Below are 13,837 nucleotides of genomic sequence, written 5' to 3' on the forward strand. Positions count from 1 at the left end.
CGCTGCAACCCCTTGCTTCGACTCTCACGCGGCCGCGAGCGCGCGGCCGAATTCCCGTTTGCGCCGCTATTAAGCACGCGCGGCAGAAAATGCTGTCTGCGGGGTAGAAAACGCTGCGCCTGCGCTCTTTGAGCATTTTTTTGGCGGAACGGCTCGCATGCGGCTCTCGCTACTATCAGGGGGTGACTCTCACCTGATCGCAACCTGCGGGAAAATACCATCATGTCAAAAACATCGCTCATCGACGCCGACCGCAAGCATCTGATTCACCCGGTCATCAACTACCGCGCGCACGAAGCGCGGGGTACCACCGTACTCGAATCCGGACACGGCGCGTATCTGCGCGACATCGACGGCAACGAGCTGCTCGACGCGTTTGCGGGCCTGTGGTGCGTGAACGTGGGTTACGGCCAGCAGAGCATCGTCGAAGCGGCGGCGCGGCAGATGACGAAGCTGCCCTACGCGACCACCTACTTCCACTTCTCGTCGGAGCCGGCTATCGAGCTGGCCGAAAAACTGGTTGCGCTCTCCCCCGCTTCGCTGCAGCACGTCTATTTCACGCTCGGCGGCTCCGACGCGATCGACTCGGCGATCCGCTTCATCACGCATTACTTCAACGCGACCGGCCGTCCGGCGAAAAAGCAGATGATCGCGCTCGAGCGCGGCTATCACGGATCGTCGAGCGTCGGCGCGGGGCTCACTGCGCTGCCCGCGTTCCACCGCAACTTCGACCTGCCGCTGCCGCACCAGCACCACCTGCCGTCGCCCTATGCGTACCGTCAGCCGCAGGGCGACAACGCGCAGGCGTTGATCGCCGCGTCGGTCGCGGCGCTCGAAGCGAAAGTGGCCTCGCTCGGCGCGGAGAACGTCGCCGCGTTCTTCTGCGAACCGATCCAGGGATCGGGCGGCGTGATCGTGCCGCCGGTCGGCTGGCTCAAGGCGATGCGCGACGCGTGCCGCCGTCTCGACATCCTGTTCGTCGCCGATGAAGTCATCACCGGCTTCGGTCGTACCGGTCCGCTGTTCGCGTGCGACGCGGAACAGGTCGAGCCGGATCTGATGACGGTGGCGAAGGGACTCACCTCGGGCTATGCGCCGATGGGCGCGGTGCTGATGTCCGATGAAATCTACCAGGGCATCGCGGGCGATGCGCGCGATACCGCGGTCGTCGGTCACGGCCAGACCTACTCCGCGCATCCGGTGAGCGCCGCGATCGGGCTCGAAGTGCTGCGCCTCTATCAGGAGGGCGGTCTGCTCGCGAACGGTATCGCGCAGGCGCCGCGTTTTGCCGCCGGGCTCGACGCGCTGCTCGATCATCCGCTGGTCGGCGACTCGCGTCATCGCGGCCTGCTCGGCGCGCTCGAACTGGTCGCCGACAAGGATTCGCGCGCACGCTTCGATGCGTCGCTGAAGCTGCCGGACCGGATCGCCGAGGCGGCCTATCGCAACCGCCTCGTGTTCCGCGCATTCGGCGACAGCATCCTCGGTTTCGCGCCCGCGCTTTGCTTCGGCGAGGCGGAGTTCGAACAACTGTTCAGCCGATTGCGGCGCACGCTCGACGAAGTGCTCGACCATGCGGAGGTACGCGCCGCATTGCGCGGCGCGAGCCGCGCAGCCGCCTGAGCGCGTGATAACATCGGCCTGCGCGGCGCTCGGCTCATGCGAAGTGCGCTGAAGCGAAAAGCAGAACCTTCGACGGGCAGACCGATACATGACGACAAGCGGCGACACGAAGCTGGACCGGATCGACCTGCGTATTCTTTCGCAACTGCAGAAAAAAGGCCGTATCACGAACGTCGAGCTGGCTGACGCCGTGGGGCTCTCGCCGAGCCCCTGTCTGATTCGCGTGAAAAGGCTTGAAAAGGCCGGCTATATCGTCGGCTACGGCGCACACATCCAGCTGCAGAAACTCGGCGACGTGCAGATCGTGTTCACCGAGGTCACCCTTGCCGACCATCGCCGCGAGGACTTCGCCAAGTTCGAGGCGGCGATCCGTCCGGTGGACGAGATCATCGAATGCCATCTGGCGAGCGGCGGATACGATTACCTGCTGAAGTTCGTCACGCGCAGCGTCAATCACTATCAGAGCGTGATCGAAGGATTGCTGGAGCGCGACATCGGCATCGAAAAGTATTTCAGCTACGTCATCATCAAGACGCCGTTCGTGAAATCCGAATACCCGCTGGAAACGCTGTTCTCGCAACAGCATCAATAAAGCGCTCGCGGCTCCAGTGAGCTTTCAGGTTGCAATCAACCGTTGGCGCTCAGCCACTCACGCGGCGTTCTGCCAAGCACGCGTTTGAAGTGCCGGCACAGATGGCTTTGATCGAAGAAGCCCACCTCGGCCGCGACGATCGAAGGCGGCATGCCTCGGCGCAGCAGGCGCTGCGCATGCCGCACGCGCACCAGCCTCACGTATTGCTGCGGCGACACGCCAATCTCCGCGCTGAAGCGCACCGCAAACCTCGAAATGCTCAGCCCAGCGACGGCCGCCAGTTCGGACAGGCTGATCGGCTCGGCGAAACACGCATCGATGAAGTTGACCGCGCCCTGCACGGCGCGGCTCACTCGATCCGGCACGCGTGTGGTATGACGGTTCGCGCCCGCGACATCGGGCGCGGATGACGACGAGGTTGGGCTCACGCTCAGCATCGACGCTCCGTTCACGCAACTCGCGATGTGGACGCAGCAGCCGGCACCGCATCCCGACTGGCCGCGAAGCGGCGGATGTCGAACGGCTCGAGCGGCGTGCTGGTCGCGCCCGTGTCGATCAGTTCGGCCATCGTATCGCCAACGCCCGGGCCAAGCTGGAACCCGGCGCCACAAAAACCAAACGCATAGAAAAGGCCGCTGGTCGTGCCGCTCGCGCCCATGATCGGCTTGTCGTCCGGCAGATAGCCTTCGACGCCGCTCCATACCCGGATGATGTTCAGCTTGCGCAGCATCGGCGCGACGCGCTGCAGTTGCCTGAACTGCAGCAACGTGCTTTGCGGCAGCACCTTCGCGCGGCGTTCGTCGAGATACGCGGGCGCACGCGCGCAGCCGCCGATCACGATATTGCCGCGCGCGACCTGGCGAAAATACACGACCTCCTCGATCTGCGGCGACGACACACCGACCACCGGCTGAATCGCATACGGCACCGGTTCGGTCACGGCCATCTGCGGACCGTTGACGGCGATCGGCACCGCTTCGCCGAACTGCTCCGCCAGCAGATTGCCCCACGCCCCCGCGGTGATCAGCAGCATGGGCGCATGGAACGTACGGCCGTCGGCGCTCGTCGCGCGAAACTCGGCGCCCTCTTTTTCCACCGTCACGACGTCGCAGTTTTCGACGATCTGCGCCCCAAGCCGCGCCGCCGCGCGAGCGAACGCGGGCGCCGCGAGCCGCGGATTCGCGTGCCCGTCCATTTGCGAATACGAGCCCGCCAGCACCTCCGCACCGAGAAACGGAAAGCGTGCGCGCAGCGCGTCGCCGCGCAGCAGATCGAGCTTGAGACCGTAGTGCGCCGCCTCCTTCGCGTAGGTTTCGAACTGGTCGGCCTGCTCTTCGCGATAGCAGACACGCACATGGCCGGACATCAGAAACTCGGCGTCGTGCTGGATCAGTTCCGGCAGACGCCCCCAGATTTCGCGCGAACGATTCGCGAGCGGCAACTGCGGCAGAAAGCGACCTTGCCGGCGCACGTTGCCGAAGTTGGTCCCGCTCGCCTGCTGACCGACCAGCTGGCGCTCGAGCAGGATCACCGAGCGACCCCGTTGCCTCAGAAAAAATGCGGCGGAGGCACCCATGAACCCGCCGCCCACGATCAGCACATCGGCTTGTGCGCGGCTCATTCGGTTTCCTCCACAGTTGCGATGGCCAGCGGCTTCACCGGAGCCTGGCCGCGAAGCCTGCCAACCTGTTCGAGCGGAACGTTCGCGGCCGCCGCGATCACCTCCGCGCCCGCATGGCCGCAGTAGCGTCCCTGGCAGCGTCCCATGCCGACGCGGCTGAACGCTTTGGCGCGGTTCGCTTCCTGCGCGCCTTCGTCGCGCACCACGCGGCGCAGTTCGCCCGCGGTGATGCCTTCGCAGCGGCAAACGATCGTATCGTCCGACAGACGTGCCGCCTGCTGCGCAGGCCACGCAAACGCCTCGGCGAGACCGAGCCGGAAGCGATCCATTTTGCGCTGTTCGCGCACCAACGTGTCGAGCGTCGCGGCCGGAACCGTGCGCCCTAGATCGCTCAACGCAGCGTAGGCCGCGAGCCGTCCGGCGATCTCCGCGCCATCCGCGCCGAGCACGCGCGCGCCATCACCGGCGATATAGACGCCCTGTTCGGTAGCGCGACCGAGTTCATCGATTTGCGGCACCCATTGCCGCGTCAGCGTATCGAAACGGAACGCGCAGCGCGCGAGATCGGCAAGCTGGGTTTCCGGACGCAGGTGATATCCGAGACCCACGGCGTCGCAATCGATCTGCTCGATGTTGCCGCGTGCATCACGAAAGCGTACGCCAAGCACGCCGTCGTCCGGCGTGCCGAGAATTTCCAGCGGCTCGATGCCGTTTTCGACCCGCACGCCCGAGCGCTTCAACGCTGCCACCAGCGCGCGGCCCTTGCGCAATACGTCGACGCGCGCGAGCAGTTTGGGCAGCGCGCGCAGGCGCGCACCGGTCGTCGACGTGTCGAGTACCGCTGCGACCTTGGCGCCCGCCTGCACATACTGGTTCGCGACCAGATACAGCAATGGGCCGGTGCCGACGAACACCACCTGGCGGCCGATCGCGCAGGCCTGCGACTTCAGCGCGATCTGCGCGGCACCGAGGCTGTAGGTTCCGGCGAACTGCCAGCCTTTGACCGGCATCAGCCGGTCGGTCGCGCCGGGGCACAGGATCAGCGCGTCGTAGCTCAACCCGCTCGCGTGTCCTTCATGCACGATGTGCAGCTTGCCTTGCGCGACGTTCCACGCGAGCGTCTGTGGACGATAATCGATCTGCGGGCGCAGCCGTTCGAAGCTGCGATGCAGGTCCTCCGCGCGTGCGGCTTCGGTGCCGTACAGCTTCGCGTACGGCCGCGTGAAGCCCTCGGGCTGGCGCCGGTAGATCTGACCGCCATCGCGCCTGCCTTCATCGACCAGGACAGGACGAATGCCGGCCGCCAGCAGCGTTTCCGCGCAGCGCACGCCTGCGGGCCCGGCGCCGACGATCACGATGCGAGGTTCGCCCATTGGCCCTCCGGTTGCGTCGTGACGACGCGCATGCCTGCTTCGACCACGGTGGTGCAGGCGCGCAGCCGCTCGCCGTCCGCGGTCCAGACCCAGCAATCCTGACACGCGCCCATCAGGCAGAAGCCGGCGCGCTTTTCAGCGCCGAATTCGGACTGCCGCACATGCCGCACCGAGCACAGCATCGCAGTGAGCAGCGTGTCGCCGGCCAGCGCTTCGACCGTCGCGCCGTCGATCGTCAGTTCGACTTTGGCGCGAGCCGTCTCGCCTACGCGTAAGAATCTGCCGTTCATGCCGCGGCTCCCGCGATGCCGTCCGTGGACAGGTGAGCGTCGCTGCGATTGGTCAGCACGTGGCGCAGGAATTCGCGGGTACGCGTCTCGCGCGGCGAACCCAGCACCTGCTGCGCGGTGCCCTCCTCGATGATGAGTCCCGCGTGCAGAAAGCACACCCGGTCCGCCACTTCGCGCGCAAAGCCCATTTCATGCGTGACCACCAGCATCGTCATGCCCTCGCGTGCCAGCGTGCGCATCACGCCGAGCACTTCGCCGACCAGTTCCGGATCGAGCGCCGAGGTCGGCTCGTCGAACAGGATCGCCTTCGGCTTCATCGCGAGCGAGCGGGCAATCGCCACCCGTTGCTGCTGCCCTCCGGAAAGCTGATGCGGATAGGCGTGCAGCTTGTGGCCAAGCCCGACCTTGTCGAGCAGCTCAGATGCTTCGCGCTGCGCGTCCGCGCGCGCGAGGCGTTTGACGTGCACGGGCCCTTCCATCACGTTCTCGAGCGCGGTACGGTGCGGAAACAGATTGAAGCGCTGAAACACCATACCGACCTGGGTGCGCAACTGGTTGATGTTGCGCGCGCGCTGCTCGACGCGCTCGCCGAGCAGGCGGATCTCGCCTTCGTCGTAGGACTCCAGCGCGTTAATGCAACGCAGCAGCGTTGACTTTCCCGAGCCCGACGCACCGATCAGGCAGACCACTTCGCCCTGGTTCACGTTGAGCGAAATGCCCTTGAGAACAGGTACGGAGCCAAAACTCTTGTGCACATTCGTGATTTCGATCATCGCATCCTCACTTTGCACTTACCTGGCCCTGTGCCGACCGAAACGTCGTTCAAGATTGCGGGTCATGCTCATCAACGGCAGGCTCATCGCCAGGTAGCCGAGCGCGACGAGTGTGTACACCGTCAGATTCTGAAACGTCGACGACGCGATCAGTTGGCCTTCGCGCGTCATTTCGGCGACCGTGATCGTCGACGCGAGCGATGAGTCCTTCAGCATCATCACGAGCGTGTTGCTGTACGGCGGCAGCGCGACCTTGATCGCCTGCGGCAGGATCACCCGCACCATCGTCTTCACACGCCCCATGCCGATCGACTGCGCGGCTTCGTACTGGCCCGGATCGACCGCCTCGATACCCGCGCGGAAGATTTCCGCGACGTAAGTCGAGTAGCCGAAACCAAGCCCGATGATGCTCGCCTGCAGCGCCGACACCTGGATATGGATATCCGGCAGCACGAAATAGATGTAGAACAGCAGCACGATCATCGGCAGGCCGCGCACGACGTTGATCATCGCGCTCACGCCGCGTACCACGTGCGGATAGCGCGACATCTTCAACAACGCCCAGGTCAGGCCGAGCACGGTGCTCAACAGCAGACAACCCAGCGTGATGATGATGCTCATCATCGCGCCTTGCAGCAGAATCGGTACAAAGTCGGCTATATCTTGCCAGCGCATGTCGTGCCTTCCATTGCTCTTTGCATTCGTTCAGTCCGCCGCGCCGCTGGGCGGCGGACCTCGCAGGGCGAGTCCCGCCTTGCAGCGGGCACGCCTCTTGTCACGAGAAGCCCATCAGCTTACGAGGTGCCACTTCTTCAGGATCGCGTCGAGCGTGCCGTCGGCCTTCATCTTCGTCAGCGCGTCGTTGATCTTCGCCATCAGCGCGCTGTTGCCCTTCTTCACCGCGATCGCGATGTCGAACTTTTCCATCGGCACATAGGCGTCGTCGACCCGCGTTCCCGCCATCGCGCCCGCTGCTTCCTGGGCCTTCAGGATCGGATAGTCGTTGAAGCCCGCGACGATGCGGCCCAGCGCGACGTCACGCGTCATGTCGGCGGGGCTGTCGTACATCTTCACTTCGGTGAAGATGCCGAGCTTCTTCAACTGATCGCCGTAGTCGGTACCGGTCGGCGCACCGACCGTCATGCCCTTCAGGTCCTGCACCGAGTGGTAGACGGCCTTGTTCGTGTCCTTGACGATGATGCCTTCGCCGAACGCCGTAACCGGCTGCGAGAAATCGACTACTTCGGCGCGCTTCGGCGTCGGCGTCATGCCGGCCACGATGATGTCGATCTTGCCAGATACCACCGACTGGATCAGCGCCGAGAACGGCACCGCGTCGTACGACACGTTGAAGCCTTCGCGCTTGCCGATCTCCTTGACGACATCCGGCATCAGGCCTTCGATCTTCTGCGTTTTCACGTCCATGAACGTGGTCGGTGCGCTCGACGGCGGCGAGCCTGCGGTGAGCGTCGCCGCTTCGGCGGCATGGGCGGTGTGGGCGGCGCCCAGCATCATCGTCATCGCGAGACCCGCGCCAGCGGCAAAGCGCTGCACAGTGTTGAAACGGACGGCGGAAGCAGGCTGGAACATGAAACGCAACATGGGGATTTCCTCTGGGGATAGTGATTTTCAATCTGCGCGCTGCGCTGCCATCTGACAGTAGCGATCAGTCGATCCGTTCAATGCAGTACATCCTGCAACCTGTAATACGCGCCAACGAGAGGCAGAAACCACGCGCGTCCAAAATGTCCTGGAATCGCGGGCCATTCGAGCGTTCGCCACGGATTGCGCGAGGCGGCGCCGAACATCACGTCGGCCATCAGTCGACCCATGTGCACGGACATCTGCACACCGTGGCCGCTGTAGCCCATTGAATAAAACAGTCCTTCATGCTGGCCTGCGCGCGGCAGGCGGTCGGCCGTCATGTCGACGAGGCCGCCCCAGCAGTAATCGATGCGTACCTCGGCGAGCTGCGGGAAATAGCGGGCGAGCCCGTCGCGCAGAATGCGTCCGCTTTTCTCGTCCGAACGCGGGTTCGACATCGCAAAGCGCGCGCGGCCGCCGAACAGCAAACGCTCGTCAGGCGTGGCCCGAAAATAGTTGCCGATGTTCAGCGTCGTCACGTAGGAGCGGCGCGTCGGCAACAACGCATCGAGGCGGTCCTTGCCGAGCGGTTCGGTCGCGACGATGAAGCTACCGACCGGCGCGATGCGGCGCCGGAACCATTGCAGCGGACCGACCTGCGACGTGCCCGTGGCGATCAGCACGCGCTCGGCGCGGACCGTGCCGAGCGGACACTGCACGTCGAACGCGTTGCCGCCGAGCGGCTTCAGGTTCGTCACGGGCGCGTTCTCGTAGATCCGCGCGCCGCGGCGTGCCGCAGCCTCGCCCAGACCCACGCCGAATTTGCCCATGTGCATCTGCATGCCGTTACGCTGCACCAGACCGCCGAAAAAGCCGTCCGACGCGATCTCCTTGCGAATCTGCTCGGGCGGCACGAGTTCGACGTCGGGATCGACTTCGCGCCGCAACACCTCATACGTCTTCGCGAGCGACGCGAAATGCTGCGGCTTCGCCGCCAGTTTGATCTTGCCGGATTGGCGCAGATCGCAATCGATCTGCTCTTCTGCGATGATCGATTTCACCGTCTCGACGGCGCCCGCATACGCGCGGTAGAACTCCGCCGCGCGCTCGCTGCCGATGCGCGCGGACAACGCGGCGTAGTCCTGCGCGACGCCCGTATTGCAGTGGCCGCCGTTACGCCCCGATGCCTGCGCCGCGAGCCGGCCCGCCTCGAACACGATCACCGACCTGCCGCGTTTGGCGAGTTCCAGCGCAGCCGACAGTCCGGTGAAGCCGCCGCCGACCACGGCCACGTCCACCCGCTGCGGGAGCGGCCCCTGGGCGCCGTTCTTAAAACGTGGCGCGGTGTCGAGCCAGTAGGAGTCGAGCTTCATCGTGATGCGTTCCTGTCGGTTGGTTGCGCCGCTCTCACCGGCGCGCGGCATGCGATGTCGTGAGAACGCCGATGCTGCGGATCAGAGACCGAGCAGCGACGCCAGTTGCGGAATGCCCGACACTTCGTTGACGCCGTAGTACGGGTTCAGCGGCTCGTGGTTGCGGTTGACGAACGCCTTGTGCTTGATGCCCATGTCGTACGCGGTCATCAGGTCATAGCGGAAGCTCGACGACACATGCAGCACGTCTTCCGGATTGCAGTCCAGTTGCGAGAACATGTACTCGAAGGCTTTCTGCAGCGGCTTGTACGCCTGCGCCTGCTGTGCGGTGTAGACCTTGTGGAACGGTGCGCCGAGCTTGTCGACGTTGCTGTGGATCTGGTCGTTCGACGCGTTCGACAGAATCACGAGCTTGTATTTCTTTGCCAGTCGCGACAGCCCTTCGGGCACGTCCGCGTGCGGGCCCCAGGTCGGCACGGCTTCGTAGATCTTCTGCGCGGTTGCTTCGTCGAACGGCACGCCGGTGCGTTCGCAGGTGCGGCGCACCGAGTTCACGACCACGTCGCGATACGGTTTCCATGCGCCCAGCACTTCGTCGAGGCGATAGCCACGGAAGAACTCGACGAACTCGTCCATCTTCGCCTTGTCCAGCTTGTCGCCGTAAAGGTCACGCGCGGTCTGGCCCATCTGGAAGTTGGTCAACGTGCCATAGCAGTCGAAAGTGATGTACTTCGGCTCGAAATCGATCATGGTCAACATCCTGTCGTCGTGGCGAACCTGTTCGCAGGCTCGGGGTTCAGTTTCGGATTGAATCAGTGCGATTACTGCTGGCGTAAAGCCGGTGTAAGGCGTTTCTTCACAGCGCCTCGAAATCGATCAGCACACTCTTGTGCCGCATGCTGGCCACCATCGCCTCGCGGCCGAGGTCCTTGCCGATGCCGGATTGGCCGAAGCCGCCCGTCGGAATGATCATGTCGCCGCTGCGGCCGTAGCGGTTGATCCAGATCGTGCCCGCCGCGATGCGGCGCATCGCCCGCAGCGCCTGGCCAATGTCGCTGCTATGGACACCGGCCGCGAGACCGTAGATCGGATGCGCGGCGAGCGCGATGCCCTCTTCCTCGTCCTTGAACGTCTGGATCGTCAACACCGGGCCGAACAGTTCCTCGCGCACGGCGGGCGTCTCCGCGGTCACGTTGGCGAGCAGTGTGGGGCGATGGAAATAGCCTTCGCCGGTGCCTTCGAAAAAGCCGCCGCCGAAGATCACTTCCGCGCCGCCCTCGCGGCTCTGCTCGACCAGCGCCTCGATGCGCCGCGCTTGGGGCGCGCTGATGATCGGCGAATACGCGGTGCGGCTGTCCCACAGCGGACCGGGCTCGATCGGCTGCAGTTGCCGTCGAATCGCGTCGATCAGCGGCTCGGCAATGCGCTCGTGCACAATCAGCCGCGTACCGGCCACGCAGGCCTGGCCGCCGTTGGCCGTAAAGCCACGGGCGACGCAGCGCGCCGTATGCTCGAGGTCCCGCACCTGCTCGAACACCAGTTGCGGGCTCTTGCCGCCGAGCTCCAGCGTGACGGGCTTGGTGCCGTGCATCGCGGCGTCGCTCATGATCGCGGCGCCCGTACGGGTCGACCCTGTGAAGCTCATCTTCGAGATGCCCGGGTGACGCGTCAGCGCGGCGCCCGCCGTCGCTCCACGGCCGTTGATTACGTTGAAGATGCCGGGCGGCATGCCAGCTTCGATCGCGAGCTCCGCCATCCGCAGCGTCGAGAACGGCGTCATTTCCGACGGCTTCATCACGACCGCGTTGCCGGCCGCGAGCGCGGGCCCGCACTTCCATGAACACATCGACAGCGGGAAATTCCATGGCGTGATCGCACCGATCACGCCGTACGGTTCCGAAACAACGAAACCGAGACTGTCGCGGCGCGTGGCTGCGATATCGCCGCCGAGCTTGTCGGCCAGCTCCGCGAAAAAGCGGATCGCCTCGGCGGTGAACGGCACATCGGAGGTGTAGCTTTCCGTCACCGGGCGCGTCGAGCTGACCGTTTCGAGTTGGGCGAGGCTCACAGCATCGCGATCGATCAGCTCGGCCCAGCGGCTCAGCACCTTCGCGCGTTCGCGCGGAGAACGCGTGCCCCAGCCGCTCGTCTTCCATGCAGCCAACGCGTTGCTCACCGCGTAATCGACGGTAGCGTCCGACGCGTCCGGCACATGACCGAGCAGCACGCCGTCCGACGGCCGATGAACGGCGATCTGCGCTTCGCCCGCCGAATAATATGCACCGCCAATGAAATGCCCCTGCGGCAACGGAACGACTGAAGGATCGAAATCGAGTGACGGAGTAGACATGCCAGGCCTGATCAGTGGGTTCAAGTGTGTGGTGCCGCGTGCGCTAGCGCACTAAAGACTCCCGGCACCACTCGGCACTGCTGTTCGCCATCGCGACCACCGAATGAACGAACATCGGATGAAGTTCATTTTAATGAACATCGAATGAAATACTAGTGGTCAAAAATAAACTTTGTGAAAAGTTCGTTGTGCGCTGCGATACAGTGCCTGCCGCGCGGAAGGGGTAGCCGCAGCGGAGCACGGAGGTAGCAAGGCCGCTCGGCCGTGGCGCGCGAGCAGGATCACTCGACACGGTCAACCGCTCGTGCAACGCAAAACTGAAAGAGGCAACGCAGAACGAAAGACGTCGACATCAGCCGCCGTCCGGGTGGACCGAACACGGCACATCGATACGAACGATGGGAAAGAGAGAAAGGACAGAGCCGCGCGCCACCCGACACGCGGCTCGAACTACAGACGAATCAAAGATGAATGACGGGCGGCTGCGTGTTCATGATCCACAGCAAACGCGCGGTCTTCTTGCTTTCGTTATGCACGCTGTGCGGCACCGTGCTCTTGAACTGGAAGCTGTCGCCCGCGCGCAGTTCGGAGCGCCGGTCGCCGACGTTCAGTATGACGGTGCCTTCCAGCACCAGGCCCGCCTTCTCGCCGATGCCGACCAGCACTTCCTCCGAACCGGAGCCGGCCGGCAGCATGATGATCATCATCTGCAAATCGTGATCGCCGTGCGGCGACAACAATTCTTTCTGCATGCCGTTCGTGCCGACTTCGAACAGTGGCCGCTCGGCCGCCTTGCGCACGAAATCGCCGGTGATCGGATCCGAGACCGCGTCGTCTTCTTCGAGCAGCGCGGTGAGCGGTACCTCCAGCGCCTGGCGCAGGCGCTCGAGAATCCGCACCGACGGATTGGCCTTGTTGCGCTCGACCTGGCTGACCGTGCCGACCGATACGCCCGCGCGCATCGCCAGCTCGTTGATCGACAGCCCCTGCGCGACGCGCAGCGCGCGCAGACGAGCGCCGACGTCGCCGTGACCCGGGTCGGCCGCGCGCTTCCTGCTGATCTGTGTTCGCTGCATGGGTTTCCTGTCGATGACGTTGCAGTTGTTGTGCCGGGCACGCGCCGCGGCATGCGAAGAGGCCTCCGCCACTTCACCACACCGAACGGTCGTGCAATTTCCATCATTATATTGAATATAGCACCATCGGAGTGAACGACAAAAATACCTGCGCGGTTGAACTGCGGGTGGCTGACCGCAGTGAAGCAAGCCCAAGGACGTATCGGCCCGAATAACAAAAAGATCGTCCTATGAAGCGGGCGCTGGCAATGCGAAAGTCTAGGCTGATCACGCCGCCAGCAGGAGTTTGCAGTGTCCGAACCAATCGTGAAGAAGTCCCCCCGCTACCGCCGTTTCACATCCGCTGACATCGCCGCCGCGCACGGGCTCTCCGTTGCGGTGCGCTGGCCGCACCGCGCCGAGGACTGGCGCTTCATGTACGACGCCGGATGCGGCTTCGTCGCTGAAGACGACGGTGCCGTAATCGGCACCGCGCTGTGCTGGAAATTCGGCACGGACCGCGGCACGCTGGGCCTCGTGATCGTGTCGCCGGACGAACAGGGACGCGGCATTGGCCGCAAGCTAATGGAACTGGTGCTCGAAGAACTCGGCAACCGCGTGACCTTCCTGCATGCAACGGTCGCCGGCAAGCCGCTTTACGAAAAGCTGGGCTTCGTCGCCTGCGGCGGACTTACGCAGCATCAAGGAACGCTCGGCAGCGTGAGCGCCATCGCGCCGCCACCCGGCGAACATCTGCGCGCGGCGACGCCGGCGGACACGCCCCGGCTGATCGAACTCGCGTCGCGTGCGAGCGGCCTCGAGCGCAGCGCGACGATCCCGTCGCTGCTCGAATTCTCGCAAGCCGTGGTGCTCGAGCGCGACGGCGAAGTGCTCGGTGTCTCGCTGTTCCGTCCGTTCGGACGCGGCTACTCGATCGGACCGGTCGTCGCGCAACGCTCGTCCGACGATCTGCGCGCCCGCGCACTGATCTCGTACTGGCTCGCGCAGCACGCCGGCGATTTCGTGCGGATCGACGTGCCGGGCGATGCCGGCATCCACGACTGGTTGACCGGCCTCGGCATGACGCGCGTCGATTCGGTCGAGAAGATGGTCCGCAACGCTTCGGCCGACGCGCGCGAGGCGGCCCCCGACGCGACCTGGCGCGCGTACGGCATCATCAATCAGGCGATGGCATAAACGGCG

Annotated in this window: 14 protein-coding genes; 3 read left to right on the forward strand and 11 right to left on the reverse strand. The window is 64.6% G+C overall.

Annotation, left to right across the window (positions count from 1 at the left end):
* Positions 1-222 precede the first annotated feature (222 nt).
* Both EVC45_RS13945 and EVC45_RS13950 read left to right on the forward strand, forming a co-directional pair.
* Positions 223-1,623: an aspartate aminotransferase family protein gene (locus EVC45_RS13945; protein ID WP_129958554.1), complete on the forward strand. Its 1,401-nt coding sequence runs from the start codon at positions 223-225 to the stop codon at positions 1,621-1,623.
* An 88-nt stretch (positions 1,624-1,711) separates the two neighbouring features.
* Positions 1,712-2,215 carry an Lrp/AsnC family transcriptional regulator gene (locus EVC45_RS13950; RefSeq protein ID WP_090811115.1) on the forward strand — a complete coding sequence of 168 codons (504 nt, stop codon included), beginning with the start codon at positions 1,712-1,714 and terminating at the stop codon, positions 2,213-2,215.
* 35 nt (positions 2,216-2,250) lie between these two features.
* Here EVC45_RS13950 and EVC45_RS13955 read toward each other — a convergent pair whose 3' ends face one another.
* The 11 genes from EVC45_RS13955 to EVC45_RS14005 all read right to left on the reverse strand — a co-directional run bounded on the left by EVC45_RS13955 (position 2,251) and on the right by EVC45_RS14005 (position 12,655).
* Entirely contained in the window at positions 2,251-2,652 is a 402-nt protein-coding gene (locus EVC45_RS13955; protein WP_129958555.1) for a helix-turn-helix domain-containing protein, read from the reverse strand.
* Between the two features lie 11 nt (positions 2,653-2,663).
* Entirely contained in the window at positions 2,664-3,836 is a 1,173-nt protein-coding gene (locus tag EVC45_RS13960) for an FAD-binding oxidoreductase (RefSeq protein ID WP_129958556.1), read from the reverse strand.
* Entirely contained in the window at positions 3,833-5,209 is a 1,377-nt protein-coding gene (locus EVC45_RS13965; protein WP_129958557.1) for an NAD(P)/FAD-dependent oxidoreductase, read from the reverse strand. Before EVC45_RS13965 ends, EVC45_RS13960 begins: the two co-directional genes overlap by 4 nt.
* Positions 5,188-5,499 carry a (2Fe-2S)-binding protein gene (locus EVC45_RS13970; RefSeq protein ID WP_129958558.1) on the reverse strand — a complete coding sequence of 104 codons (312 nt, stop codon included), beginning with the start codon at positions 5,497-5,499 and terminating at the stop codon, positions 5,188-5,190. Before EVC45_RS13970 ends, EVC45_RS13965 begins: the two co-directional genes overlap by 22 nt.
* Positions 5,496-6,272, reverse strand: a complete 777-nt coding sequence (locus tag EVC45_RS13975; protein WP_129958559.1) for an amino acid ABC transporter ATP-binding protein — start codon at positions 6,270-6,272, stop codon at positions 5,496-5,498. Before EVC45_RS13975 ends, EVC45_RS13970 begins: the two co-directional genes overlap by 4 nt.
* An 18-nt stretch (positions 6,273-6,290) precedes the next feature.
* Positions 6,291-6,947, reverse strand: coding sequence for an amino acid ABC transporter permease (locus tag EVC45_RS13980; protein ID WP_129958560.1), 657 nt, complete (start codon positions 6,945-6,947; stop codon positions 6,291-6,293).
* 114 nt (positions 6,948-7,061) lie between these two features.
* On the reverse strand, positions 7,062-7,874 hold the full coding sequence (locus EVC45_RS13985) for an ABC transporter substrate-binding protein (protein WP_129958561.1): 813 nt from the start codon (positions 7,872-7,874) through the stop codon (positions 7,062-7,064).
* A gap of 77 nt (positions 7,875-7,951) precedes the next feature.
* Entirely contained in the window at positions 7,952-9,229 is a 1,278-nt protein-coding gene (locus EVC45_RS13990; protein ID WP_129958562.1) for an FAD-binding oxidoreductase, read from the reverse strand.
* Between the two features lie 81 nt (positions 9,230-9,310).
* Positions 9,311-9,979: a haloacid dehalogenase type II gene (locus tag EVC45_RS13995; protein WP_129958563.1), complete on the reverse strand. Its 669-nt coding sequence runs from the start codon at positions 9,977-9,979 to the stop codon at positions 9,311-9,313.
* A 106-nt stretch (positions 9,980-10,085) separates the two neighbouring features.
* Entirely contained in the window at positions 10,086-11,579 is a 1,494-nt protein-coding gene (locus EVC45_RS14000; RefSeq protein WP_129958564.1) for an aldehyde dehydrogenase, read from the reverse strand.
* A gap of 461 nt (positions 11,580-12,040) precedes the next feature.
* Positions 12,041-12,655 carry a helix-turn-helix domain-containing protein gene (locus EVC45_RS14005; RefSeq protein ID WP_129958565.1) on the reverse strand — a complete coding sequence of 205 codons (615 nt, stop codon included), beginning with the start codon at positions 12,653-12,655 and terminating at the stop codon, positions 12,041-12,043.
* A gap of 291 nt (positions 12,656-12,946) precedes the next feature.
* Between EVC45_RS14005 and EVC45_RS14010 the strand changes: the two genes are divergently transcribed.
* Entirely contained in the window at positions 12,947-13,831 is an 885-nt protein-coding gene (locus EVC45_RS14010; protein ID WP_129958566.1) for a GNAT family N-acetyltransferase, read from the forward strand.
* Positions 13,832-13,837 lie beyond the last annotated feature (6 nt).

Origin of the sequence: Paraburkholderia sp. UYCP14C, assembly GCF_004197395.1 — a bacterium.
GTDB lineage: Bacteria > Pseudomonadota > Gammaproteobacteria > Burkholderiales > Burkholderiaceae > Paraburkholderia.